Genomic DNA, 24,538 nt, shown 5'->3' with positions numbered 1-24,538 from the left:
GCATCCCACCCGTTGACTAGATTGGCCACATGACCGACCCCTGCGACGACCAGCCCACGCGGAAAGTGCGCCTCCTCCTTGCCGAGGACCAGTCGATGGTCCGCGAAGCGCTGGCCGCGCTTCTGGGGCTGGAACCCGACCTGGAGGTCGTGGCGCAGGCCGCGCGGGGCGACGAGGTCGTCGCCGCGGCGCGTGAGCAGCCCGTGGATGTGGCGCTGCTGGACATCGAGATGCCCGGTATCAGCGGGCTGGACGCCGCCGCCCTGCTGCGCGCCGAGTTCCCGAAGTTGAAGGTCGTCATCCTCACCACGTTCGGGCGGCCCGGCTATCTGCGCCGCGCGATGGAGTGCGGCGCCGACGCGTTCCTGGTCAAGGACGCCCCGGCCGCGCAACTGGCGGACGCCGTGCGGCGGGTGCTGCGCGGCGAGCGGGTCATCGACCCGGCGCTCGCGGCGGCGGCCCTGGCCGACGGGGCGAACCCGCTCACCGACCGCGAGTGCGATGTGCTGCGCGCGGCGGCCGACGGCTCCACCAACGCCGAGATCGCCGCCGCACTGCAACTCTCCCAGGGCACCGTGCGCAACTACCTGTCCACCGCCATCCAGAAGACGGGCGCCCGCAACCGCGCCGAGGCCGTCCGCACGGCGGGCGACAAGGGCTGGTTGTAGCCCGCGCACTCCGCAGGGGTCCCGGCCGCTGTAAGGAGTCTCACCCGCACCACAGCTCCCACCAGGACTTTCGGCCCTGGGCCGACCGGTCGGCCGGGCGCACGCTGGAGGAGTGACGACTATCCAGCGATCCCCGGCGCGTGACCGCGGTGTGGCGCTGCTGCTGGTCACCGGGACCCTGGCCATCACGCTGGCGGACGCGGTGTCCGGCCCGCAGCTGCACTTCGCCCTGTTCATGGGCATCGCGCCGCTGATCGCCGCGCTGCGCTGCGCCTACCGGTGGACCGCCGCGGTGGCCGCCGTGTACGTCCTGTGCCAGGCGTACATCCACGCCCGCCTGGTGCCCGACTGGTCCCTGGCCAGCAAGGTCGTCGGGATCTTCGGGGTGGCGCTGGTCGCCGTGTTCGCGCTGGTGCTGTGCCGGACGCGGCTGGAGCGGGAGGCGCTGTACGCCCGTACGAGCATGGTCGCCGACGCCGTGCAGCGGGAGATGCTGCGCGAGCTGCCGCTGACCGCCGGGCCCCTGGAGGCCTACGGGTTCTACGTCTCCGCACAGGAGGGTGCCCGCGTCGGCGGGGACATCTACGAGGCCGTGCAGACGCCGCACGGGCTGCGGCTGGTGATCGGCGACGTCCAGGGCAAGGGCATGCCGGCGATCGGCGCCGGGCACGAGGTGCTGGCCTCCTTCCGGGAGGCGGCCCACTACAAGGACACCCTCGAAGCCGTCGCCGAACGCATGGAACAGGCGCTGTCCCGCTACAACGCCCGCTCCGCCGAGCGCGGCGGCCAGGAGCGCTTCGTCACCGCCCTGCTGCTGGAGGTACGCGGGGAGGACGGCACGAAGGTGCTCTCCTGCGGCCACATCGCGTACTACCTCGTACGGAACGGCCAGGTCACCGAGCGCACCGACGGCGAGGGCGGCCTGCCGCTGGGCCTGGGGTGGCTGACCGGCGAGGCACGGCAGAGTGTGGCCGTCGAGCCGGTGGGGGACGACTGGATCGTGCTGTGCACCGACGGGGTCACCGAGGCGCGCGGCGCGGATGGCACGTTCTACCCGCTGGCCGACCGCCTGGCCCGCTGGACGCATCTGGAGCCGGACGAGCTGGCGCGTACCCTCCGCGCCGACCTGGAGCGGTTCACCGGCGGGCAGCTGAAGGACGACGCGACCGTACTGATCGTGCGCCGCGGTCCGCACGCCGTACCGCGCACGGAAGCGGAGGCCGCCGCGGAGCAGGCCGCGCCGGATCAGTTGAGCATGGCGCGGGCCGCCGCGGCCTGACGGCGCACCGCCGCAGCCGCCGCCGGATCGACCGCCCCGACCACCTTCGCGTACTCCTCCAGCTCGGCCGCGCCGCCCAGAAAGTCGCCGCGCTGGACGAGCAGTTGCGCGTGGTCGTGACGCAGCCGAGCCGGGTGGCTGGGCAGCAGCAGGGACAGCTCGACAGCCCACAGCTGTACGGCGCTGTGCTCCGGCCGGGCCGCCGCCCACGCCCGGATGTTGTTCAGGATGCGCAGCACGATCTCCAGCGGCTCGGCCGGCGTGAGCATCTGCTCGGTCAGCGGCGCCCCGGTCGCGCCCGCGACCAGCACCCCCGCGTCCTCGTCGGTCAGCAGCCGCCCGCCGTCGAAGGGGTCGGCGAGGACGTGCGCGCCGTACGGGTCGCCGAAGCCGACGACGAAGTGGCCCGGCAGCGCCACCCCGTACACCGGCGCCCCGGCCCGCCGCGCGACCTCCATCCACACCACCGACAGCAGGATCGGCAGGCCCCGCCGGCGCCGCAGCACCTCGTGCAGCAGCGACGACTCCAGGCGCCGGTAGTCGGCGGGCGTGCCGCGGAAGCCGAGGCGCGCGCCGAGCAGTTCGGCGACGTTGCGGGCCCAGGGGCGCGGGCCGCCCGCCGGGGCGAACGGCAGCCGCCCGGCCAGCGCGTCCAGTTCGATCTGGGCCGCGTCCATGCCCGCCTCGTCGAGCGCGGGATCGGCCTCCGCCGCGATCAGCAGACACAGCCTGGCCAGGTCGGGACGCTCGTCGCGGGCGGCCTCGGCGAACTGCCGCCGCCGCTCGGCGGACGCGCCGTCCCCGTCCGGCTCCGGGTGCCCGCGGGGCTCGTGCCCGTTCAGCTGGGGCCTCCCTGGGTGGCGCGCCAGTGGTGGTAGTGGTGGTGCGTGACGAAGCCCAGCCCGTCGTACAGCGCGCGGGCGTCCTGGTTGTCCGTCTCCACCTGGAGGTACGCGGCCGATGCGCCCTCGTCCAGGGCCTTGCGGGCCAGCGCCGCCATCACGGCGGAGGCCAGCCCGCGCCGCCGGTGCTCCGGGGCCACCTCGACGGCCGCGAACCCGGCCCACCGCCCGTCCACCACGCACCGCCCGATCGCGATCACCTCGCCCGCCTCGTCCGGCACGGCCGCGAACCACACGGACGGCCCGCCGTGCAGCACCTTGAGCACCTCGGGGCCGGGGTCGGCCGACCGCTGGTAGCGGCGCAGCCACCGCGCGTCCACCTCCCGGGTGAGCGCCACCCGGGACACATCCGCGTCCAGGTCGCCGATGGGCGCCAGCGCCGCGATCCGCAGCTCCGCCGTCACCTCGCGCGTCCAGCCGCGGCTGTCCAGGTCGGCCGCCAGCTGCTCCTGGGTGCCCGGGGCGCCCGTACCGACCTGGATGTACGCGGGCAGGTCGCGCTCCGCGTACCAGGCGCGCACCCGCTCCAGCGCGGTGTCCAGCGGCAGCCCCGGATCGCCCAGGGCCGCCACCGAGTTGGCCCGCCGGGTGAAGCCGCCGCTCGCCCGCAGCTGCCACTCGCCCAGCCACGCGCTCTCGACCGGCGGCCAGCCGCGGGCGGCCACCCGCTCCAGCTCGGGCGCGCTCGCCGCGGGGGAGCGGCGGCGGGCCGGAGCCGCGGGCACCGTTTTGCCCGCGACCAGCGTGGTCTCGGAAATCCGGACGGTCTCTCCGTTCCGGCGTGTGATGCTCAGCACACCGTCGTCCCATGATGTGAGAACGCCGACCGTGTCGGTGAACTTCGAAGACCCCTCGCCGGTGCCGTCCAGGCGCCGGACAGATACCCTTTTGCCCACGTCAGCACGGGTGATGTGGACCTCCAGCCGTCCGCCGGTAGTGAATTCCACGGCTCTACCCGCCCCTCTTGTTCGTCTCGTGCCCGGGAACGGAGATACTAGGTGCGGGCATCGACGACGCCGCGCTCCCGCGCGCCCCGCGGCGGAACTGCCAATCGGTCCGCCAGCCCTACCGAGGAGGAACGACAGCGTGACCTACGTCATCGCGCAGCCTTGTGTCGACGTCAAGGACAAGGCATGCATCGAGGAGTGCCCCGTCGACTGCATCTACGAGGGCTCCCGGTCCTTGTACATCCACCCGGACGAATGCGTCGACTGCGGCGCCTGCGAGCCGGTCTGCCCGGTCGAGGCGATCTTCTACGAGGACGACACCCCGGAGGAGTGGAAGGACTACTACAAGGCGAATGTGGAGTTCTTCGACGAGCTCGGTTCGCCCGGTGGTGCCAGCAAGCTGGGCCTGATCGAGCGCGACCACCCCTTCATCGCAGCGCTGCCGCCGCAGAACGGCTGAGCGGCCGCATGGCGCCGCCCCGGTCCCGTACGGCCGGCCGCCCCCTCGCGTAGACACGCGACGGGGTGCCGATGCCGCACGGGGCCGAGGCGTTTTCGGCCCTGTGCGTCCCGAGGAACGTGAGGAAAGAGAGCAACGTGGGCACCGTTTCGTCCCGTCTTCCGGTCTTCCCCTGGGACCGGCTGGAGCCCTACAAGGCCACGGCGGCCGCGCATGCGGACGGCATCGTGGACCTGTCCGTGGGCACTCCGGTCGATCCCGTGCCCGCGCTGGTCCAAAAGGCCCTCACGGACGCCGCCGACAGCCCCGGCTATCCGACGGTCTGGGGCACCGCCGCGCTGCGCGACGCGCTCACCGGCTGGGCGGAGCGGCGTCTGGGCGCCACCGGCCTGGCCCACACCAACGTGCTGCCGGTCGTCGGCTCCAAGGAACTGGTCGCCTGGCTGCCGACCCAGCTCGGCCTGGGCGCCGGCGACCGCGTCGCCTACCCGCGCCTGGCCTACCCGACGTACGAGGTCGGCGCGCGCCTGGCCGGCGCCGAGCCCGTCGTCTACGACGACCCCTGGGAGCTGGACCCGGCCGGCCTCAAGCTGCTGTGGCTCAACTCGCCGTCCAATCCGACCGGCCGCGTGCTCAGCGCCGACGAACTGCGCCGCACCGTCGCCTGGGCGCGCGAGCACGGCGTCCTGCTCTTCAGCGACGAGTGCTACATCGAGCTGGGCTGGGAGGCCGACCCGGTCTCCGTCCTGCACCCGGACGTCTGCGGCGGCTCGTACGGCGGCATCGTCTCCGTCCACTCGCTGTCCAAGCGCTCCAACCTGGCCGGCTACCGCGCGGCCTTCCTCGCGGGCGACGCCGCAGTCCTCGGCGAGCTGCTCCAGATCCGCAAGCACGGCGGCATGATGATCCCCGCGCCGGTGCAGGCCGCCACGGTCGCGGCGCTCGGCGACACCGAGCACGTCGGCGAGCAGCGCGAGCGCTACGCCCGCCGCCGTACGGCCCTGCGCGAGGCCCTGGAGGCCGCCGGCTTCCGCATCGAGCACAGTCAGGCGTCGCTCTACCTGTGGGCGACGCGCGACGAGTCGTGCTGGGACACCGTCGCCGACCTCGCCAAGCGCGGCGTCCTGGTCGCGCCCGGCGACTTCTACGGCACGGCGGGGGAGCGGTTCGTACGGGTCGCCTTCACCGCCACCGACGAGCGGGTGGACGCGGCCGTACGGCGCCTGGCGCAGTAACCGCGTACACCGGAGTCCGGCGCATACGAAAGCCCGGCGCGTACGCCGTCGTACGGCGTACGCGCCGGGCTTCGTGCGCCCCGGCGCGTCAGCTGATCGGCAGCCCGTTGGTGGGCAGCAGGTCCGAGGCCAGGCCGGAGTCGCCGACCGCCTGGGCGAGGCCGTCCGTGGACAGCGAGTCGGTCAGACCGTCGGTGGACAGACCGTCGCCGGGCAGCGTCTCGGTCAGGCCGTCGGTCGGCAGGCCGTCCTCGGTGGCCGTGTGCAGGGTGTCGGTGAGGATGTCCCCCGCGCTGTCCGCGGTGTCGCCGGCGGCGTTGCTCGCGGCCTCCTTGGCGGCCGGGGCGGTCTCCTTGAGTGTCTTGCCGGTGGTCTTGCCGGCGGACTTGCTCAGCGAGGGGACGGCCTTGCGGACGACCTTGCTGCCGGCCTCGGTGGCGTTCCCGCCGGTCTCGCCGGCGAGGTCACCGGCACCCTGCACCGCGCCGTCCGCGGTGTCGGCGAGGCTCGCGGTGTCCAACGCGGTCAGACCGCCCAGGTCGGCGGTCTTCGGCAGTTCCACGGCGCCCGCGGAGCCTGCCGCACCGACCACGGGGGCTGCGCCGGCGGCGACCAGCAGCGCGGCTCGGGCGATCCGGCGAAGGGGGAGGGACATGGTGCTCCTTGTCGGAGAGGGACTGGTTCTTCTGACAGACGTGCCGTGTCGCCGGGCGGGGCGCGGAGGCTGCCGGGCGCACGACGTGACTACCGCGCCAGGTCCGGGAAGGTTGCGGCGCCGCCGGTAAAGAATCGGTGGGGTGTCACATAATCTGATTCGGGTGAAACCGGGCAAAGTGCGCCGTACGCAGTACGGTGCGGAAACGTCACGCCTCTGTGTTCAGGCGGCTTCCACGCCGTTCGGGTGACCCCGTCGGCGGCGATGTCGTACCCCCGCGCCGGATTGACGGTCTTAACGCGAACGAGCGACCCGCCGGACGGCTGCTCGGTGACGCCGGGGCTGACGGCGTGACGGCCGTCCGGGTGACCGGCGCGGCGCGCGGCGACGGCTCCGGCGACCGCCGGACGGCCACGTCACGGCCGTGTTCCGGGCCCCGGCGGCAGGCGTACGGCCCCGCCCCGGACCCCGGCGGCAACCGCGCCGCCGCACCTCAGCGTCCGGTGACGATCCGTACGTCCGTACCCGAAGCACGCGCCGCCGCGCCGGTCGCCTGCTGCCAGCCCTTCCCGGAATCGGCCGCGGACCACATCTTCCCGGCGTAGGAAATCTGCTCGATGCCCAATTCGCCGGAGTGGGCCATCGCCCAGGTGGCCAGCTCCCAGCCGCGGCGCTCGCTGCCGGCGCCGTCCGCGTCCGAGGCCGCCCCGCCGGCCTGCCCCACGCCCGGCGTACGGCGCGTCACCGCGTCCTCGTCCTCGTCGCTGCCGGAGGAGTCCGGCAGCGCGGGCACCGTCAGCACCCGGCCGCCGTCCTTGCCGTCCTTGCCGCCCGGCGCGGTCCCGTCCGTGTGCGGCAGCACGTCGGGACCGAACTCGAGCACCAGCCTCTCGCGCACCCGGGCCGTGCCGCCCGGGTGCTTCTCGTCCGCCGGGCGGTTCACCGAGCAGGTCATCGCGGCCCCGTCGCGCCCGGTGAGCGCGCCGGTCAGCAGCGCGGCGTTCGGCTCGTGCTTGGCGTACGCCTGCGGGTAGCCGCTGCGCTGCACCTTCTGCGCGGCCACCGTCAGCGGCAGCCGCGAATAGCCCGGCACCTTGACCAGGTGGGTGTAGAACTCCCCGGCCGAGTAGACCGGGTCCATGATCTGCTTGACGGTGCCCCAGTCCTGCGAGGGACGCTGCTGGAAGAGGCCCACCGAATCCCGGTCCCCGAAGCCGATGTTGCGCAGCCCGGACTCCTGCATCGCGGTCGCCAGCGCGATGGTCACGGCCCGCTCCGGCAGCTTCCGCGAGGAGCCGACGGCCGCGATGGTCGCGGCGTTCGCGGCCTGCTCCGGCGAGATCTCGTACGGGTCGCCGCCGTCCGCGGTCCGTACCGCACAGCGGGGCGCCCCCGGGCCGCCGGTGACGTACTGGACGACGAGGTACACGGCCAGTCCGAGGAGCACGGCGAAGGCCGCGCCGATACGCAGGAGGCGCTTGCTGCGGGCGGGAGCGGTGGGCTGGGGGGACACGCAGCCAACGGTACTGGAGGGCCGCCGGTAGGGTCGGAACCATGCAGCCCGCTACGCAGACCCCCGCACTGGACCTCTCCCTCGACGCGGCCGAGCTGACCGCGCAGCTCGTCGACATCCCGTCGGTCAGCCAGGACGAGAAGGTCCTCGCGGACGCCGTCGAGAACGCCCTGCGCGCGCTCCCGCACCTGACGGTGGAGCGGGACGGCAACTGCGTGGTCGCGCGCACGCACCAGGGCCACGCCGAACGGGTCGTGCTGGCGGGCCACCTGGACACCGTGCCGATCGCGGGCAACGTGCCCTCGCGGCTCGACGAGGACGGCGTCCTGTGGGGCTGCGGCACCACCGACATGAAGTCCGGCGTCGCCGTACAGCTGCGCATCGCCGCCACCGTCCCCGCGCCCAACCGCGACCTGACCTTCGTCTTCTACGACGCCGAGGAGATCGCCGCCGAGTTCAACGGGCTCGGGCGGCTGGCCGAGAAGCACCCGGACTGGCTGGCGGGCGACTTCGCCGTCCTGCTGGAGCCCTCGGACACCCAGGTCGAGGGCGGCTGCCAGGGCACGCTGCGGGTGCTGCTGCGCACCGCGGGCGAGCGGGCCCACTCGGCGCGCAGCTGGATGGGCAGCAACGCCATCCACGCGGCGGCGCCGATTCTCGCCCGGCTGGCCGCGTACGAGCCGCGGCGCGCGGTGATCGACGGGCTCGAATACCGCGAGGGCCTGAACGCGGTGGGGATCGAGGGCGGCGTGGCCGGCAACGTCATCCCCGACGCCTGCACGGTCACCGTCAACTTCCGCTACGCGCCGGACCGCTCCGCACAGGACGCGCTCGACCACGTCCGCGAGGTCTTCGCGGACTGCGGCGTCACCGAGATGATCGTCGACGACCACTCGCCGGGCGCGCTGCCGGGCCTGTCGCACCCCGCGGCCGTTGCGTTCATGGCGGCGGTCGGCGGCACCGCGAAGCCCAAGTTCGGCTGGACGGACGTCTCGCGCTTCAGCGCGCTGGGCGTGCCCGCCGTCAACTACGGCCCGGGGGACGCACTGCTGGCGCACAAGAAGGACGAAAGGGTCGCCACCGACCGTATCCGGCACTGCGAGGAGCGCCTGCGGGCCTGGCTCACCGCCTGACCCACCCGGCACACCTGCCGCGGTTGTTTCCCGGCATCCGGAATTGCTCTGCCCGTCACCTGCGCCGATCTACCCTTGCCGGACACCGACCGGCAGCGGAGGGAGCACGATATGGCCATCCCCGAGGAAGAGCGGGCGTGGGAGGAACAGCGGCTGGGACCGGTGGTGCGCCGGCGCGATCAGGTGCAGCGGGGGACGACTGACCAGCGGCTGCTGGACACCGCCGAGGGCGACACGGAGTGGGTGCACACCGACCCCTGGCGGGTCATGCGCATCCAGTCGGAATTCGTGGAGGGCTTCGGCGCGCTGGCCGAACTCCCGAGCGCCATCAGCGTCTTCGGGTCGGCCCGTACACCCGTCGGCTCGCCCGAGTACGAGACGGGCGTGGCCCTCGGCCGGGCGCTGGTGGAGGCCGGCTTCGCGGTGATCACCGGCGGCGGGCCCGGCGTGATGGAGGCCGCGAACCGGGGCGCCAGGGAGGCCAAGGGCGTCTCCGTCGGCCTGGGCATCGAGCTGCCCTTCGAGCAGGGCATGAACCCGCACGTCGACATCGGCGTGAACTTCCGCTACTTCTTCGTCCGCAAGACGATGTTCGTGAAGTACGCGCAAGGGTTCGTCGTGCTGCCCGGCGGCATGGGCACCCTCGACGAGCTGTTCGAGGCGCTGACCCTCGTCCAGACGCGCAAGGTGACCCGCTTCCCGATCGTGCTCTTCGGTACGGAGTACTGGAGCGGCCTGGTCGACTGGCTGCGCGACACGGTCGTCGCCCAGGGCAAGGCGTCCGAGCACGACCTGCTGCTCTTCCACGTCACCGACGACGTGGACGAGGCGGTCGCGCTGGTCTCCAAGGAGACCGGGAAGTAGCCGTAAGGCGGCACGCCCGTACGGGTTACGCGAGCCCCCGGCGGGCGACCGCCGGGGGCCGGTGGCCGGCGATCGAGGCCACCATCTCCAGCACCTGCCGGGTCTCGGCGACCTCGTGGACGCGGTAGACCTGCGCGCCCAGCCACGCCGACACCGCGGTCGTCGCCAGCGTCCCGAGCAGCCGCTCCTTGACCGGCTTGTCCAGCGTCTCGCCGACGAAGTCCTTGTTCGACAGCGAGACCAGCACCGGGAACGGGGTGTTCCCCGCCCGGTCGTAGCCGAGGTCGCCGGGCACGGCGGCGGTCATCTCGCCGAGCCGGCGCGTCGCCTCCAGGCTGTGCCGGGTGTTCTTCCCGAAGTCGTGCCCGGGATCGATCATGATCGCGTCCCGGCGTACGCCCAGCTCCACCGCCCGCTCGGCCAGGCCCAGCGTCACCCGCAGGATGTCCGCCATCACATCCTCGTACGCCACCCGGTGCGGGCGGGTCCGCGGCTCCACACCACCCGCATGGGTGCACACCAGACCGGCGCCGTAGCGGGCCGCGACCTCGGCCAGCTTCGGGTCCACCCCGCCCCAGGCGTCGTTCAGCACGTCGGCGCCGGCCTCGCAGACCGCCTCGGCCACGTCGTGCCGCCAGGTGTCCACGCTGATCACCACGTCCGGGTGGCGGCGGCGCACCTCGGCGACGAAGCCGACCGTGCGCCGGGCCTCCTCGGCGGCGCTGACCTCCTCGCCCGGACCCGCCTTGACGCCGCCGATGTCGATGATCGCTGCGCCCTCGGCCACCGCCTGCTCCACCCGGGCGAGCGCGGGCTCGTCGCTGAAGGTGGCCCCCTGGTCGTAGAAGGAGTCCGGGGTCCTGTTCACGATCGCCATGATCACCGGCTCGTGCGCAGTGAATTCCCGTTGGCCCAGCCGCAGCATCGCTTCTCCCTCTTCGTGGTCCGGCAGCGACCCTAACCGTCACACCCGCATGGCACGATCAGGGGCAACACATAGCTCGGGGAGATGGTCGTGTTCTGGTTCTTGCTGATCGCGATGGTCGTGGTGGTCGCCGCGGTCACGCTCGCCGTGGTGGGCGGCGGTGCGGCGGGCGGCCTGGGCGAAGCCGCGCCGGACCGGCTGTACGACCCGCTGCCCGCGGACCGGCCCGCCTCCCGCGCCGATGTGGAGGCGCTGCGCCTGCCGGTGTGCGTGCGCGGCTACCGCATGAACGACGTCGACGACGTCCTGGACCGGCTCGGCGCCGAGCTGGCCGAGCGGGACGCGCGGATCGCCGAGCTGGAGTCCGCCCTCGCGGGGGCGCACGCCGCGGCGATGGGCGCGCCCGGCCTGATCGAGGACGGGCCCGCCGACCGGGCCGGGGAACGGCCGGCCGAGGGGGAGGCCCCGGCGTCCGGCGGCGAGGAAGAGGGGAAGACCGCCCGATGACTTCAGTGATCACGGCCCCGGACGGGGTGCCGCGCTGCCCCTGGGGCATGGAGTCGGAGAAAATGGCCGACTATCGCACGTACCACGACACCGAGTGGGGCCTGCCGGTCCACGGCGACGACGCGCTGTTCGAGCGGATGAGCCTGGAGGCGTTCCAGTCCGGGCTGTCCTGGATCACGATCCTGCGCCGCCGCGAGGGCTTCCGGGCCGCGTTCGCGGACTTCCGTATCGAGGCGGTCGCCCGGTTCACCGACGAGGACGCCGAGCGGCTGCTCACCGACGCCCGCATCATCCGCAACCGCGCCAAGATCCACGCGGTGATCAACAACGCCCGGGTGGCGGCCGCCCTGGAGCCGGGCGAGCTGGACCGGCTGATCTGGTCGTACGCCCCCGAGCGCGCCGTACGGCCCGCGCCGCGCACCCTCGCCGACGTGGCGCCGGTCACCCCGGAGTCCACGGCGCTGGCCAAGGATCTGAAGAAGCGCGGTTTCCGCTTCGTCGGCCCCACCACGGCGTACGCGACGATGCAGGCGTGCGGCCTGGTCAACGACCACCTCGCGGACTGCCACGTACGGGACGCGGTGGAGGCGGCGGCGCAGGGCTGAGGAACCCGGCCGGTCGTCCGGCCGGCGCCCGGCCGGGCCGCCGGACCCGGCTAGCGCCCCAAAAAGCGCGGCTTCTCCTTCTTCACGAAGGCTTCCACCGCGATGTGGTGATCTTCCGAGGCGCCCGCCCGCGTCTGGAGCTCCTCCTCCTTGGCGAGGGTCTCGGTGAGGGTGTGCCCGGCCCCGAACGCCAGGGATTCCTTGATCGCGGCGTATGCGGCGGTGGGCCCGGCGGCCAGCGTGCGGGCCACCGCCGCCGCCTCGGCCGCCAAGTCCGCCGCCGGTACGACCTTGTTGGCGATGCCCAGGTCGTACGCCTCCTGGGCGGTGATGCTGCGCGGGAAGAGCAGCAGGTCGGCGGCGCGGCCCTGGCCGACCAGGCGGGGCAGCGTCCAGGAGATCCCGGAGTCGGCGGTGAGCGCCACGCCCGCGAAGGAGGTGTTGAAGGAGGCGGTGTCGGCGACCACCCGGAAGTCGGCGGCCAGCGCGAAGCCGGCGCCCGCGCCCGCCGCGACCCCGTTCACCCCCGCCACCACCGGCTTCGGCATCCCGGCGAGCGCCGTGACGATGGGGTTGTAGTGCTCGCGCACTGTGCTCATGGTCTGCCCGGAGCCGGTCGCGCGGTCCTCGGCCAGCAGCCCGATGTGCTCCTTGAGATCCTGTCCCACGCAGAAGGCCCGGCCGGTGGCGGTCAGCAGGACGGCCCGTACGGCCGGGTCGGCGGCGGCCTCCCGCAGCGTGTCCCGCAGGGCGGCCTTGGCCTCCGTGTTCATCGCGTTCATCGCGTCGGGACGGTTGAGGGTGATCGTCCCGACGCCGTCGGTGACGTCGTAGAGCACGGTGTCGGCCATGGTGAGGGGTCCCTCCGTCGCGGCTCGGGCTGCCCGGCTGTGGCAGCCGTCGCTCAGGATGCCGGAGATCATCGGCGCCCGTCATGTGACGTACGTCAAAGAACCGGCCGGGACCGGACGCCGGTGGATGGCGAAGTATCGCAGCCCACTCCCCGAATTGGGTGGTTTTGCGAGAGCGCGTTGCCGAAGGGATGCTCCCCGATGTTGGTCATCGGGTCGTGCGATGCGGGATAATGGCCTGGAAGCAATGTGTTCGATGCCGGTGACACCTGGGTTGTCGGCTGCGTGAGCTGGTTTCAGGAAGGGGAACGAGCATGGCGGCCATGAAGCCGCGGACGGGCGACGGCCCGCTCGAGGTGACCAAGGAGGGGCGGGGCATCGTCATGCGCGTTCCGCTCGAAGGCGGCGGTCGACTCGTCGTCGAGCTGACTCCCGACGAAGCCAAGGCCCTGGGCGAGGCCCTGGAGAAGGTCACCGTCTGACAGGGCAGCCGCCCTGATGCTGCGGTTTCCCGGGGCTGACCCCTGGACCCCCAGCCGAATACCCGGGCCCCGGCCGGTGCTCGCGCGTGCGCGCGACGCCTGCCGGGGCCGCGTTCGTTCCCGGGCGGCGCCCGCCCGGCTCCCGGCCGTGGTCATCCGCGCTTGACGGCGCACAGCAGCCCGTCGCCCACCGGCAGCAGGGACGAGATCAGCGCGTCGCTCTCGCGCAGCGTGCGCAGCAGCTCCCGCAGGCGCAGCACCTCCGCGGGCTGCGCCGCCGAGTCGACGGTACGGCCGTCGGCGAAGACGCCCTCGAAGCAGACCAGGCCGCCGGGGCGCAGCAGCCGCAACGATTCAGCGAGGTAGTCGAGGCACTCCATGCGGTCGCCGTCACAGAAGACGAGGTCGTAGCCGCCGTCCGCGAGCCGGGGCAGGACGTCCAGGGCGCGGCCGGGGATGAAGCGCGCGCGGTTGCCGGCGAAGCCCGCCTCCCGGAACGCCTGCTTCGCGAACTGCTGCCGCTCCGGTTCCAGGTCGACCGTCGTCAGGACGCCGTCCGGCCGCATACCGTGCAGAAGGTAGATGCCCGACACTCCCGTGCCGGTGCCGATCTCGGCGACCGCCTTGGCGTCCGCCGTCGCGGCGAGCAGGCGCAGGGCGGTGCCGGTGCCCGTGGAGACCGCGCGGATGCCCGCCTCCCGCGCCTGCTCGCGGGACCAGTGCAGGGCGGCGTCGGCCTTGTCGTCGATGGTCCCGGCGCCGTACGCCTCGGCGAATGCCAAGCTCGTCTGCCGGTTGCCGGTAATGGCCCTCTCCTGTCCCCGTAGTTGACGCAACCGTGACTGTATCCGCTGCGTGCGGGAACCCGCAGATGGGACCGGGCGTTGAAGCACTGCAGGGGGGATGCGCCGGTGAAGACCCAGCGAGATGTGCGTGATGACACGAAGCCAGACCAAAAGCAGGTCAAATCTGCTTATCCGGAGCTAACGGGCGAGGTGGATATGGTAGGGGCTCTACTGGACACCACCAGAGCCACCAGGGGAGGTGCGGCTGCGGCGGGTGACCGATGGGCGCGCAGGCGCTTCAGGCGGTCGGTCGTCGAGCCGAAATCCGTGACAGACACCGCTGACCGTTCCCGCTCCCACGGCCTCAAGGGCAGGGCAGGGGCCTCCGACACCGCTACGACAGCGACCTTCGCCGCCGAAGCGGACGCGCAGGTCTGGTCCCCGCCGAGCTGGGAGGAGATCGTCAGCACCCACAGCGCACGGGTCTACCGCCTCGCCTACCGCCTCACGGGCAACCAGCACGACGCCGAGGACCTGACCCAGGAGGTGTTCGTCCGCGTCTTCCGCTCGCTGTCGACGTACACCCCCGGCACCTTCGAGGGCTGGCTGCACCGCATCACGACCAACCTCTTCCTGGACATGGTCCGCCGCCGCCAGCGCATCCGCTTCGACGCGCTCGGCGACGACGCGGCCGAGCGGCTCCCCAGCCGCGAGCCCTCCCCGCAGCAGCACTTCAACGACACCCACTTCGACGCCGACGTGCAGCAGGCGCTGGACACCCTCGCGCCCGAGTTCCGCGCCGCCGTCGTGCTCTGCGACATCGAAGGCCTGTCGTACGAGGAGATCGCCGCCACCCTCGGCGTCAAGCTGGGCACCGTCCGCAGCCGGATCCACCGCGGCCGCTCCCACCTGCGCAAGGCGCTCAAGCACCGCTCCCCGGCGGCGCGCGCCGAGGAGCGCGAACAGCGGACGCTCACTTCGCTCACTACAGGGGAGGTCGGAATCGCGTGAGCGGTACAGGCGGTCCGTCCCCCGCCGAGCATCATCTCGGCGACCGCCTCGCGGCTCTGGTCGACGGGGAGTTGGGACATGACGCGCGCGAGCGGGTGCTCGCGCATCTCGCTACGTGTGGAAAGTGCAAGGCGGAGGCCGACGACCAGCGACAGCTGAAGAACGTCTTCGCGGAAACCGCGCCCCCCGGACCCTCCGAGGGGCTGCTGGCGCGTCTCCAGGGCCTGCCCGGAGGTGATGCCGACGGCTTTGGAAGTCGACTGGGCCGCGGCGGCCTCGGCGGCGGCGCGTTCGGCGGTGATCTGGCCGGAGGCGGCGACTTCGAGGCGCGCGGCGGCTCGATCCGCTACGCGCCGTCCGGCGCCCATGCCATCGGCGCGGTGCCGCGGCAGCCGCGCTCCCGGGGGTTCCGTATCCACGAGACGGAGCGCTCTGCGCCGCAGCGCCGCCGGTTCGCCGCCGCGGCGGCCGGCGCGGTCTCGCTGGCGGCGTTCGCGCTCGGCGGCGCGCTGCCCCTGGAAGCGGCGGTCGACGGCCCCGGCGGGCGTACGGACGGTACGGGCAGCCAGATGACGCCGCTCAGCGCCACCCCGGGCCCCTACGGACGGCCCGACCTGAGCCACGGCGTGCCCATGTCGGCGACCGGCAGCCCCTGGTCCCGCTCGCTCCCGGCCGCGGGCGCCACCGCCGAGCCGGCGCCCAGCTCGCTGGGCCTGGCCGGACCGTCGGTGGCCGCACGCCCTGCCCCGCCCCTGTCGCTCTCCCTGGTCGGATGGCCGTCCGACGGCCGCTCCGCACTGACGGTGCCGACCGGTCAGGGCCTGCCGTACCACCTCGCACCGGCCGTCGCGTCCCCGCTGTCCGGCGCCCGCGCCGAGGGCCCGCCGCCGCCGTCGGCGGACTCCGGGCGTCCCCTGGCCGGGGCCTTCGGACCGTCCGCCCCCGCCTCCCGGGAGACGCTGACCGCCCACCGCCCCGCCCAGCGCTGACCGGGCCCTGCGCGAGGCCGCGCGGACCTGGTTGAATCGCTGTCCGGGCGGTGCTGTGTGCCGGGCTCCTGGCGGGCCGCGCCGCCGGTGAGGTGGCGGTGCCCGTGTGACACGGCGGGCGTATCGGTGGGGAGATCATGGACGAGGGGACGGCCGCCGGGCCGAAGCGGAACTGGTGGAGCCGGCCGGGGCAGCGGCCCGCGCCTCCGGCGGCGGACTCCGCGGCCGCGCCCGGCGCCACGGCGCCGGGCTCCGAAGGGGACGCCGCGACACGGGAGTTCCCGGCGGCGGGCGTGGGGGGAAGTGGCGAGGTGCCCGGGGCGTCGGGCGATGCCGTGACGACGGGGGACGCGTCCGTATCAGGCGGTACGTCCGGTCCTGCCCCTGACACGGCGTCACCCCGGGCCGCCTCCGGCGTGCCCTCCGACGCACCGCCGTCAGCCGGCCAGGTCCCCGCGCCGCCGACCGCCCCGCCGCAGCAGCCGCTGCACCCCCAGGACCCGTACGGTACGCCTCCGTACGGCGACCCCGGACCTTGGGCCCCCGCGCCGCCGGTCCAGCGCCCGATGGCCACCCCGGCCCACGGCACCGGCGTCCCGCCGCAGGGCACGGCCGCCGTTCCGCCGCCCGGCCAGCCCGCCTACGGCACCGGCGTCCCCGTACCGCCCCAGCCGCCGTACCCGGCCCAGCCGCAGCCCCCTGCTGCCCGGCCCCAGCCGTACGCCGACTCCACCCGTACGCCGATGCCCCAGGCCGAGCCGCCGGCCGCGCACGACCGGTCCGGGCACGCCCCGGCCGCCCCGCACGACCCCGCGGCCACCCCGTCCTCCGGCACGGACACCACCGTGCTGACCAAGGGCGACGGCGCGCGGCTGCCCGCCGTGGCGCACGACGCGTCCGGCGCCCCGCTCCCGCCCGAGGCGCACGGCGCGCCCCACCCGGGACAGCCGCCCGTACCGCAGCCCGGGAGTCACCAGCCCGGCGAGGCCACGGGCCACTGGCAGCAGTACGACCCCTGGCGCACGCCGCAGCACGGCGGGGCGATGGCGCTGGGCACGCCGCCTCCGCCCCCGGCGGCGCCCCGGCGCAGCCGCCGCGGCGCGCTGGCGGCCGGGGCGGTCGCGCTGGCGCTGCTGGCGGGCGGTATCGGCGGCGGTGTCGGCGCGTACATCGAGCGCAACGGCGGCCTGGGCTCCATCGAGCTGCCGCAGGACACCGGTGACGGGGGCGGCCGCAAGCCGGACAGCGTCGCCGGGATCGCCCAGGCGGCCCTGCCCAGCGTGGTCACCCTGCATGTCCGCGGCAATTCCGAGCAGGGCACCGGCACCGGCTTCGTCCTCGACAAGCAGGGCCACATCCTCACCAACAATCACGTCGTCGAGCCGGCCGGCACCGGCGGCGAGATATCCGTCTCCTTCAGTGGCGGTGAGACCGCCAAGGCCAAGGTCATCGGCCGGGACGGCGGCTATGACCTGGCCGTCGTGCAGGTCCAGGGCGTCTCCGGGCTGCGCCCGCTGGCGCTCGGCGACTCCGACTCCGTACGGGTCGGCGACCCCGTCGTGGCGATCGGCGCCCCGTACGACCTCGCCAACACGGTGACCGCGGGCATCATCAGCGCCAAGCAGCGCCCCATCACCGCGGGCGGCAAGAAGGGCGACGGCAGCGACGTCTCGTACGTGGACGCCCTGCAGACCGACGCCCCGATCAACCCGGGGAACTCCGGCGGCCCGCTCGTCGACTCCCGGGCGCGGGTGATCGGCATCAACAGCGCCATCCGCGCGGCCGACAGCTCCGGCGGCGGTCTGGAGGGCGGCGGCCAGGGCGGCAGCATAGGTCTGGGCTTCGCCATCCCGATCAACCAGGGCAAGTGGGTGGCCGAGCAGCTGATCAACAAGGGCAAGGTCCTGCACCCGGTGATCGGCGTCACGCTGGAGATGGAGTACGCGGGCGACGGCGCCCGGGTCAGCTCGAAGAGCAAGGACGGCGGCGCCCCGGTCACCCCCGGCGGCCCGGGGGCGAAGGCGGGCATCAAGCCGCGCGATGTGATCACCAAGGTGGACGGGCAGCCCGTGCACAGCGGCGAGGAGCTGATCATCAAGATCCGCAGCCACCGGCCGGGTGACCGGCTCACGCTGACCCTGCGCCGGGACGGCGGCGAGCAGACCGCGCAGCTCACGCTGGGCGCCTCCAGCCAGGAGTGAGCGCCGGACCCCGGGCGCCGGTCATGAGCGTTTGCACGGTGTTGGGGCGGGCGACTCCCGTCGGACGGCCGGGGCCAGGTACCGTGATAGGCGGCCTGGCCCATAGGCCGGACAGGTCCCCCTCGACCCCCCAGGTCCCGGTAGGCCGCGGATTACCCCCAAGGAGCTGCAAGGTGTTCTTCGACATAGGACCCCTAGAGCTGGTCGCGCTCGTGATCCTTGCGGTTCTGATCTTCGGGCCGGACAAGCTGCCCAAGGTGATCTCGGATGTCATGGGGTTCGTGCGCAAGATGCGGGCGTTCTCGGACAACGCCAAGGAGGACATCCGCAGCGAGCTGGGGCCGGAGTTCAAGGACTTCGAGTTCGAGGACCTCAAGCCGCGCAACTTCGTGCGCAAGCACGTGCTGGAGAACGACCAGTACGGCCTCCAGGAGATCCGTAACGGCTTCGACCTGAAGAAGGAGATGGCCGAGGTCACGGACGCGGTGCACGGCACCGACAGCGCCTCCTCCGCCGACCGGGGGTCCTCGTCCCGGGTGAGCTTCGCCAAGGACACCACGGACCCGGGCACCGGCTCCGCGGCGCCCGACATGTTCAAGAAGGGCGCGAAGCCGTCGCAGGGCGAGCGCCCGCCGTTCGACCCTGATGCCACCTGACTCGTCTTATGCAAGCCTTATGCCCGCTGGTGCCGACCGGGTTGACTATGCTCCCCGTGTCCGGGGTGAGGTCGCCTGAGGGGGGCGGGCCGCCCACGACATTGGGCAACTAGGAGGCTCCGCGCAGATGGAGACGACGGGTCGGGCAGGAGTGCAGGCGGTCACCGCCGACGCCGCGCGCAAGGTGGACGGCTATCTGATGGCCGCTTTCCCGTGGTACGGACTCGACGAGGCGTTCACCGGCCCCCGCTGGCTGATGCAGGTCGGCGCGGCGGCGGACGGCACGGTCGAGCACGGCGCCACCGGCCACGGCCAGGAGCCCACCATAAAGGTGGAGACCGCGCCGGACGCGGAGCGCTTCGCGGTCGTGGTGACCGTCGCCAGCCGGCCGGTGCGGCGCAGTGCCGACGGCACGGGAGTCCTGGAGGCCACCTCCGTCTCCACGGCGGCCTGGCTCGCCGGGTCGGGCCTGCTCTCCCGTACGTGGCCGACGCAGATGGACCGCTCGCTGCGCCAGGACTGGCTCGACCAGCAGACGATGCTCGCCTGGGAGCTGGCCGACGACCTCGCCGGCGAGGGCTGGAGCGCGCTGACGCTGCCGGTGGACGGCGTACCGACGCCGTTCCGCTACCGCGAGTCGGAGTACGGCTGGGTGCTGGCCGGCTCGGCCGGTGAGGGCCCCGGGGGCGTGCACATCGGAGCGTACGGGCGCGGGATGAGCGCGTACGGGCTGGGCTTCGCCGTGGTCAAGGACCTGAGCGTGTACGAGCACGGGAGGCGCGGCGCGGCCAGGGAGGACGCGCGGGCGGACGACGTGCCCGCGGAGGGCGTGACCGCGGACTGACGGACGGGCCGCAGGCCATCCCGTACGAGCCGGACGGCATGCCGGACGCTCTGAGCGGGCCGGACGGCACACCAAGAAGGGGCGAGCCCATCGGGCCCGCCCCTCCGCACGTTCCGGCCACCGCCCGGACGGCGGCCGGAACGGCTCAGAACTTGTTGCGCGGCGTGATGCCCAGCGACATGCCCGCCAGGCCGCGCTGCCGGCCGCCCAGCTTGCCCGCGATGGCGCGGATCGCCGCGCCGGCGGGGGACTCCGGATCGGTCAGCACCACCGGCTTGCCCTCGTCGCCGCCCTCGCGCAGCCGTACGTCGATCGGGATGGCGCCCAGCACCGGCACCTGGGTGCCGGTCGTCTTCGTCAGGCCCTCGGCGACCCGCTCGCCGCCGCCGGTGCCGAACACGTCCACCATCTCGTCGCAGTGCGGGCAGGGCAGCCCGGACATGTTCTCCACCACGCCGACGATCTTCTGGTGGGTCTGTACGGCGATGGAGCCGGCCCGCTCGGCGACCTCGGCGGCGGCCTGCTGCGGGGTCGTGACGACCAGGATCTCGGCGTTCGGGACGAGCTGCGCCACCGAGATGGCGATGTCGCCGGTGCCCGGGGGCAGGTCGAGCAGCAGGACGTCCAGGTCGCCCCAGTACACATCGGCCAGGAACTGCTGGAGCGCGCGGTGCAGCATCGGGCCGCGCCAGACCACCGGGGCGTTGCCCGGGGTGAACATGCCGATGGAGATCACCTTCACGCCGTTGGCCGACGGCGGCATGATCATGTTCTCGACCTGGGTGGGACGGCCGTCCGCGCCCAGCATCCGGGGCACCGAGTGGCCGTAGATGTCGGCGTCCACCACGCCGACCTTCAGACCGTCGGCCGCCATCGCCGCCGCCAGGTTGACCGTCACCGAGGACTTGCCGACGCCGCCCTTGCCGGAGGCGACCGCGTACACCCGGGTCAGCGAGCCGGGCTTGGCGAACGGCACCTCGCGCTCGGCGGTGCCACCGCGCAGCGAGGAGGCCAGCTCCTTGCGCTGCTCGTCGCTCATCACGTCCAGCTCGACGGTGACCCCGGTGACGCCCTCGACACGCGACACGGCGTCCCGGACGTTCGCGGTGATCGTCTCGCGCATCGGGCAGCCCGCGACCGTCAGATAGACCGCCACCGCGACCGTGCCGTCCGCCGCGATCTCCACCGATTTGACCATGCCGAGGTCGGTGATGGGGCGGTGGATCTCGGGGTCGTTCACCGTGGCGAGCGCGGCGCGGACCGCGTCCTCGCTGGGCGCTGCGCTTCGGGGCGTGTCGGTAGCCATGTGCCAAGACTACGGCGCTTGAGGGGGCCTCCGGAAAGGCCGGTCGGCGGTCGTGTTCGTCACTCCCGGTACGCCGGCCCCGTCCCCGGTACGCCGCCCCGCTACTCCCGCCGCCGGTACTCCCCGTCGCTCTCCGCGTCCACCAGCTGACGCAGCTCCAGCTCCTTGAGCACGTCCTGGAGTTCGGAGCGGATCCAGTCGCGGGTGGCCACCTCGCCCAGGCCCAGCCGGAGCGCCGCGATCTCCCGCGTCAGGTACTCGGTGTCGGCGATGGCGCGCTCGTTCTGCTTGCGGTCCTGTTCGCGGGTGACCCGGTCCCGGTCGTCCTGCCGGTTCTGCGCGAGCAGGATCAGCGGGGCCGCGTAGGACGCCTGGAGCGAGAGCATCAGCGTCAGGAAGATGAACGGGTACTTGTCGAAGCGCAGATGGTCGGGCGCGGCGACGTTCCAGATGATCCACACCACGATGATCACCGTCATCCAGACGATGAAGCGGCCGGTCCCCAGGAAGCGGGCGATCTTCTCCGACAGCCGCCCGAACGCCTCCGGGTCGTACTCCGGCAGCAGGCTGCGGCGCGGCGCGCGGGGCTGGTCCAGGCGCACGCGGGGGCGCCCGCCGCCCACTCCGGACCCGGGCGTCGCGCTCAGCGCCCGCGCGCGCTCCTTGACACCGTCCCGATCCTCAACGCCCATCGTCCGGCTCTCCCTCCCGGTCCGCCGCCGCGCCGGGCGGGCCGTGCATCTCCGCCTCGCGCCAGTCCTCGGGCAGCAGATGGTCCAGTACGTCGTCGACGGTCACCGCGCCCAGCAGCGAGCCGCTCTCGTCCACGACCGGCGCCGCGACCATGTTGTACGTGGCCAGATAGCTGGTCACCTCGTTCAGCGGGGTGTCCGGCGGGAGCGGCGGCAGATCGGTGTCGGCGACGGAGCTGACGAGCGTGAACGGCGGGTCGCGCAGCAGCCGCTGGAAGTGCACCAGGCCCAGGTACTTGCCGGTCGGCGTCTCGTCCGGCGGCCGGCACACGTACACCTGGGCGGCCAGCGACGGCGAGAGGTCCGGGTCGCGCACCCGGGCCAGCGCGTCCGCGATCGTCGCGTCCGGCCGCAGCACGATTGGCTCGGTGGTCATCAGGCCGCCCGCGGTGCGCTCCTCGTACGCCATCAGGCGCCGTACGTCCGCCGCGTCGTCCGGACGCATCAGGCCGAGCAGCCGCTCCTTCTCCTCCTCCGGCAGCTCGGAGAGCAGGTCGGCGGCGTCGTCCGGGTCCATCGCCTCCAGCACGTCGGCGGCCCGCTCCTCGGCGAGCTTGCCCATGATCTCGACCCGGTCGTCCTCCGGCAGCTCCTCCAGGACGTCCGCCAGCCGGTCGTCGTCCAGCGCGGCGGCCACCTCGCCGCGCCGCTTGGGCGTCAGGTGGTGCAGGGCGCTGGCCAGGTCGGCCGGGCGCAGCTGGTCGAAGGTGGCGAGCAGATTCTCCGCGCCCTGCCCGTGCTCCTCCAGCGAGAATCCGGTGACGGCCGACCACTCGACCGTCAGCGTCTCTCCCTTACGACGCAGCGCCCCGCCCTTCCCCTTCCGCACGAAGACCTTCTCGATCTCCCAGTCGCGGCGGGCCGGCAGCTGGGTGATGCCGATGTCGAGGACGGTGACCTCCTCGTCCGTCTCGACCAGCCGCACCCGGCGGTCCAGCAGCTCGCCGAGGACCAGCGTCTCCGAGGCGCGCTGTTCGAAGCGCCGCATGTTGACCACGCCGGTGGTGATGACCTGGCCGGACTCCACGCCCGTCACCCGGGTCATCGGCAGGAAGATCCGGCGGCGGCTGATCACCTCGACGACCAGGCCCAGCAGCCGGGGCGGCCGGCCGCCGACCCGCAGCAGCGCCACCAGGTCGCGCACCCGGCCGACCTGGTCGCCGTTGGGGTCGAAGACGGCGACGCCCGAGAGATGCGAGACGAACACCCGGGGGGTGATCACCGCCATGCCGAGTGCCTCCGCTTCCGTTCCGCCGCCGCCGGGACCCGGCCGCCGCGTCGCCACGGCCGCGCCCGTTTCTGCCTCGCGTTACGTGTTGCCGCTCCTCCGCAGGTGAAGCGTCCCGCGGAGCCTTGATCCGAATTCAGGCTAACGTGCACCGGCCGGTGCCGCCCGGGTGGGAAGGGCCGTACGGTGTCCACCACGTACTCCGCCGTACGGCGTGCCCGGCCCCGGGTACGCTGCCGTACTGCCGCCGAGGTCATCCGTATCAGGAAGCAGAGCCGTCGTGACCACATACCCCTCGGCAGGCCCCGTCCGGGCCTGCTCCCGCCGCCCGGCCGCATCGCACCGCAGGCGCGGGGCGGCGCTGACGGCGGCGGTGTGCGCGGTGCTCGCCGGGGCGCTGGCGGGCTGTGCGGCCGAGGACCCGGACGCCGGTACGAACGGGGTCGGCAAGCTGCCCGCCGACCAGATCCAGACCAAGGCGCAGACGGCCGCCCGCGGTGCCGGAACGGTACGGCTGGCCGGCAACCTGGTCAGCCAGGGCCGTACGTACAAGCTCGACATGCGACTCGGGCAGAACGGCGCCCAGGGCCAGCTGTCCACCAAGGCCGCCACCTTCCAGCTGCTGCGGGTCGGCGACGCGCTGTACCTGAAGGCGGACGCCGGCTTCTGGGAGCGCGAGAAGGGCGCCGCCCCCTCGAAGAACGACGGGACGGCCGCCTCCAAGCTCATCGGCAAGTACGTGAAGGTGCCCGCCTCCGACCCGGTCTACAAGCGCTTCAGCGGCTTCACCGACAAGAGCACGCTGCTGAGCAGCCTGCTGGGCCTGCACGGCAAACTGACCGCCGGCGAACGCGGCGCCGTGGACGGCACCCGCACCATCCGCATAGCCGCCGCCCAGGGCAGCGGCGGCACCCTCGACGTCTCCCTCGAAGGCAAGCCGTATCCACTGCGGCTGCGCCGCGCGGGCGGCGCCGGGGAGGTGCGGCTCACCGACTGGGGCAAGCCGGTGGACCTGCGGGCGCCGGCGGCGGACCAGGTGATCGACTACGGGAAGTCGATCACGATCGGGGACTGAGTTCCCATCGATGGCTCTCGGCGACCAGAGCCGACCGGGGCGTACCCACCGGATCGGCCGGGCGCCGCAAGCCCCGGTCCGGGACCCTGCCGCCCCTCACCCCTTCCGCTTCCTCCGCAGGAGCTTCGGGAGGGCCGCCGGGATCGGGCGGCGGGTGGTGGCCGGGGTGGGGAGGGGCACGGCGGCCTGGGAGGAGTCGTCGAAGTCCGTGTGGGCCGCGGCCTCCGTGATCGGGGCCAGCTTCAGGACGCGGCATTCGCGCGCCCAGCGCCCCGGCATCGTCTCCGCGTCCGGCGCGTTCAGCCGCTTGCCCTTGAGGTCCTCCACGGCGGCCTGCCACGCCTCGCCGTCCGGCGCCAGCTCGCTGACCCGGGCCTGCCAGCTGACCAGCCGGCCGCCCTTGTCCTTGCTGCGTACGGTGACGGTCGCGGTGCCGCCGTCCACCAGGCCGAGGTCGTGCAGCGGCTGCTCGTGGGCGGGCCCGGCGGCCCGGCCCGTACCGTCGCCGTCCGTGCCGACCACGCACGCGGCGCCGTCGTGCCAGACGTGCCACAGGGCCCGCGCCGGGCCGGTGGCGCCCCGTACCCAGATGAGGCCGGACTTCTTCGTGGCCTCTTCGATGAGCGCGCGGTCCAGCAGCGCCTGCGACACGGTCTCCGTCATGG

At 73.4% G+C, this 24,538-nt stretch carries 26 protein-coding genes; 15 read left to right on the top strand and 11 right to left on the bottom strand.

What is annotated here, in order from left to right; translation table 11 throughout:
• The first annotated feature begins 29 nt into the window (after positions 1 to 29).
• The gene (locus tag CP984_RS13760) at positions 30 to 668 is read left to right on the top strand and encodes a response regulator transcription factor (protein WP_003985058.1); all 639 of its coding nucleotides are present in this window, start codon (positions 30 to 32) and stop codon (positions 666 to 668) included.
• Positions 669 to 780: 112 nt separating this feature from the next.
• On the top strand, positions 781 to 1,947 hold the full coding sequence (locus CP984_RS13755) for a PP2C family protein-serine/threonine phosphatase (protein WP_226048655.1): 1,167 nt from the start codon (positions 781 to 783) through the stop codon (positions 1,945 to 1,947).
• Here the strand turns inward: CP984_RS13755 and CP984_RS13750 are convergent.
• Both CP984_RS13750 and CP984_RS13745 read right to left on the bottom strand, forming a co-directional pair.
• Complete coding sequence (locus CP984_RS13750) at positions 1,914 to 2,624, bottom strand: transglutaminase-like domain-containing protein (protein WP_003985060.1); 711 nt, start codon at positions 2,622 to 2,624, stop codon at positions 1,914 to 1,916. The genes CP984_RS13755 and CP984_RS13750 overlap by 34 nt on opposite strands.
• 161 nt (positions 2,625 to 2,785) lie before the next feature.
• The gene (locus tag CP984_RS13745; RefSeq protein WP_003985061.1) at positions 2,786 to 3,796 is read right to left on the bottom strand and encodes a GNAT family N-acetyltransferase; all 1,011 of its coding nucleotides are present in this window, start codon (positions 3,794 to 3,796) and stop codon (positions 2,786 to 2,788) included.
• 139 nt (positions 3,797 to 3,935) lie between these two features.
• On the opposite strand from CP984_RS13745, the gene fdxA reads away from it, so the two are divergent.
• Both fdxA and dapC read left to right on the top strand, forming a co-directional pair.
• Positions 3,936 to 4,256 carry a ferredoxin gene (fdxA, locus tag CP984_RS13740; RefSeq protein WP_003985062.1) on the top strand — a complete coding sequence of 107 codons (321 nt, stop codon included), beginning with the start codon at positions 3,936 to 3,938 and terminating at the stop codon, positions 4,254 to 4,256.
• 137 nt (positions 4,257 to 4,393) lie between these two features.
• Positions 4,394 to 5,491, top strand: a complete 1,098-nt coding sequence (gene dapC, locus CP984_RS13735) for a succinyldiaminopimelate transaminase (protein WP_003985063.1) — start codon at positions 4,394 to 4,396, stop codon at positions 5,489 to 5,491.
• A gap of 88 nt (positions 5,492 to 5,579) precedes the next feature.
• On the opposite strand, the gene CP984_RS13730 is transcribed toward dapC, so the two are convergent.
• Complete coding sequence (locus CP984_RS13730; RefSeq protein WP_003985064.1) at positions 5,580 to 6,146, bottom strand: hypothetical protein; 567 nt, start codon at positions 6,144 to 6,146, stop codon at positions 5,580 to 5,582.
• A gap of 493 nt (positions 6,147 to 6,639) precedes the next feature.
• Entirely contained in the window at positions 6,640 to 7,659 is a 1,020-nt protein-coding gene (locus CP984_RS13725) for a hypothetical protein (RefSeq protein ID WP_003985065.1), read from the bottom strand.
• A gap of 41 nt (positions 7,660 to 7,700) precedes the next feature.
• Between CP984_RS13725 and dapE the strand changes: the two genes are divergently transcribed.
• Entirely contained in the window at positions 7,701 to 8,792 is a 1,092-nt protein-coding gene (gene dapE / locus CP984_RS13720) for a succinyl-diaminopimelate desuccinylase (protein ID WP_003985066.1), read from the top strand.
• 111 nt (positions 8,793 to 8,903) lie between these two features.
• Positions 8,904 to 9,656, top strand: a complete 753-nt coding sequence (locus CP984_RS13715) for an LOG family protein (RefSeq protein ID WP_003985067.1) — start codon at positions 8,904 to 8,906, stop codon at positions 9,654 to 9,656.
• Between the two features lie 25 nt (positions 9,657 to 9,681).
• Here CP984_RS13715 and folP read toward each other — a convergent pair whose 3' ends face one another.
• On the bottom strand, positions 9,682 to 10,581 hold the full coding sequence (gene folP, locus CP984_RS13710; protein WP_003985068.1) for a dihydropteroate synthase: 900 nt from the start codon (positions 10,579 to 10,581) through the stop codon (positions 9,682 to 9,684).
• Between the two features lie 84 nt (positions 10,582 to 10,665).
• Here folP and CP984_RS13705 point away from each other — a divergent pair, with 84 nt between their 5' ends.
• Both CP984_RS13705 and CP984_RS13700 read left to right on the top strand, forming a co-directional pair.
• Positions 10,666 to 11,088: a cell division protein DivIVA gene (locus CP984_RS13705; protein WP_030189955.1), complete on the top strand. Its 423-nt coding sequence runs from the start codon at positions 10,666 to 10,668 to the stop codon at positions 11,086 to 11,088.
• Positions 11,085 to 11,693, top strand: coding sequence for a DNA-3-methyladenine glycosylase I (locus CP984_RS13700; RefSeq protein ID WP_030181947.1), 609 nt, complete (start codon positions 11,085 to 11,087; stop codon positions 11,691 to 11,693). The genes CP984_RS13705 and CP984_RS13700 overlap by 4 nt, the downstream gene beginning before the upstream one ends.
• 50 nt (positions 11,694 to 11,743) lie before the next feature.
• Here the strand turns inward: CP984_RS13700 and chcB are convergent, their stop codons facing one another.
• Positions 11,744 to 12,544 carry a 2-cyclohexenylcarbonyl CoA isomerase gene (gene chcB / locus CP984_RS13695; protein ID WP_003985071.1) on the bottom strand — a complete coding sequence of 267 codons (801 nt, stop codon included), beginning with the start codon at positions 12,542 to 12,544 and terminating at the stop codon, positions 11,744 to 11,746.
• 314 nt (positions 12,545 to 12,858) lie between these two features.
• Here chcB and CP984_RS13690 point away from each other — a divergent pair, with 314 nt between their 5' ends.
• Positions 12,859 to 13,026 (top strand): DUF3117 domain-containing protein, encoded by a 168-nt coding sequence (locus CP984_RS13690; RefSeq protein ID WP_003985072.1) that lies wholly within the window; start codon positions 12,859 to 12,861, stop codon positions 13,024 to 13,026.
• 152 nt (positions 13,027 to 13,178) lie between these two features.
• Here CP984_RS13690 and CP984_RS13685 read toward each other — a convergent pair whose 3' ends face one another.
• Complete coding sequence (locus CP984_RS13685) at positions 13,179 to 13,862, bottom strand: O-methyltransferase (RefSeq protein ID WP_030181945.1); 684 nt, start codon at positions 13,860 to 13,862, stop codon at positions 13,179 to 13,181.
• A gap of 276 nt (positions 13,863 to 14,138) precedes the next feature.
• Between CP984_RS13685 and sigE the strand changes: the two genes are divergently transcribed.
• The 5 genes from sigE to CP984_RS13660 all read left to right on the top strand — a co-directional run bounded on the left by sigE (position 14,139) and on the right by CP984_RS13660 (position 19,512).
• The gene (sigE, locus tag CP984_RS13680; protein WP_003985074.1) at positions 14,139 to 14,822 is read left to right on the top strand and encodes an RNA polymerase sigma factor SigE; all 684 of its coding nucleotides are present in this window, start codon (positions 14,139 to 14,141) and stop codon (positions 14,820 to 14,822) included.
• A complete protein-coding gene (locus tag CP984_RS13675) occupies positions 14,819 to 15,811 on the top strand; it encodes a zf-HC2 domain-containing protein (RefSeq protein WP_003985075.1) in 993 nt (330 codons plus the stop codon). The genes sigE and CP984_RS13675 overlap by 4 nt, the downstream gene beginning before the upstream one ends.
• Before the next feature lie 137 nt (positions 15,812 to 15,948).
• Entirely contained in the window at positions 15,949 to 18,012 is a 2,064-nt protein-coding gene (locus CP984_RS13670; protein WP_030819162.1) for a trypsin-like peptidase domain-containing protein, read from the top strand.
• A gap of 173 nt (positions 18,013 to 18,185) precedes the next feature.
• A complete protein-coding gene (locus tag CP984_RS13665) occupies positions 18,186 to 18,668 on the top strand; it encodes a sec-independent translocase (RefSeq protein WP_003985746.1) in 483 nt (160 codons plus the stop codon).
• A gap of 127 nt (positions 18,669 to 18,795) precedes the next feature.
• On the top strand, positions 18,796 to 19,512 hold the full coding sequence (locus tag CP984_RS13660; RefSeq protein ID WP_030181939.1) for a hypothetical protein: 717 nt from the start codon (positions 18,796 to 18,798) through the stop codon (positions 19,510 to 19,512).
• 145 nt (positions 19,513 to 19,657) lie between these two features.
• Here the strand turns inward: CP984_RS13660 and CP984_RS13655 are convergent, their stop codons facing one another.
• The 3 genes from CP984_RS13655 to CP984_RS13645 all read right to left on the bottom strand — a co-directional run bounded on the left by CP984_RS13655 (position 19,658) and on the right by CP984_RS13645 (position 22,798).
• Positions 19,658 to 20,818 (bottom strand): Mrp/NBP35 family ATP-binding protein, encoded by a 1,161-nt coding sequence (locus tag CP984_RS13655; protein ID WP_003985748.1) that lies wholly within the window; start codon positions 20,816 to 20,818, stop codon positions 19,658 to 19,660.
• A 101-nt stretch (positions 20,819 to 20,919) separates the two neighbouring features.
• Positions 20,920 to 21,510, bottom strand: coding sequence for a DUF1003 domain-containing protein (locus CP984_RS13650; protein ID WP_003985749.1), 591 nt, complete (start codon positions 21,508 to 21,510; stop codon positions 20,920 to 20,922).
• The gene (locus CP984_RS13645) at positions 21,500 to 22,798 is read right to left on the bottom strand and encodes a magnesium transporter MgtE N-terminal domain-containing protein (RefSeq protein ID WP_003985750.1); all 1,299 of its coding nucleotides are present in this window, start codon (positions 22,796 to 22,798) and stop codon (positions 21,500 to 21,502) included. The genes CP984_RS13650 and CP984_RS13645 overlap by 11 nt, the downstream gene beginning before the upstream one ends.
• 361 nt (positions 22,799 to 23,159) lie before the next feature.
• On the opposite strand from CP984_RS13645, the gene CP984_RS13640 reads away from it, so the two are divergent.
• The gene (locus CP984_RS13640) at positions 23,160 to 23,873 is read left to right on the top strand and encodes a hypothetical protein (RefSeq protein WP_078575666.1); all 714 of its coding nucleotides are present in this window, start codon (positions 23,160 to 23,162) and stop codon (positions 23,871 to 23,873) included.
• A gap of 96 nt (positions 23,874 to 23,969) precedes the next feature.
• On the opposite strand, the gene CP984_RS13635 is transcribed toward CP984_RS13640, so the two are convergent.
• Positions 23,970 to 24,536: a hypothetical protein gene (locus CP984_RS13635; protein ID WP_003985752.1), complete on the bottom strand. Its 567-nt coding sequence runs from the start codon at positions 24,534 to 24,536 to the stop codon at positions 23,970 to 23,972.
• Positions 24,537 to 24,538 lie beyond the last annotated feature (2 nt).

The sequence above is a fragment of the Streptomyces rimosus genome (assembly GCF_008704655.1).
GTDB lineage: Bacteria > Actinomycetota > Actinomycetes > Streptomycetales > Streptomycetaceae > Streptomyces > Streptomyces rimosus.
This window is presented reverse-complemented; position numbering and strand designations above follow the sequence as displayed.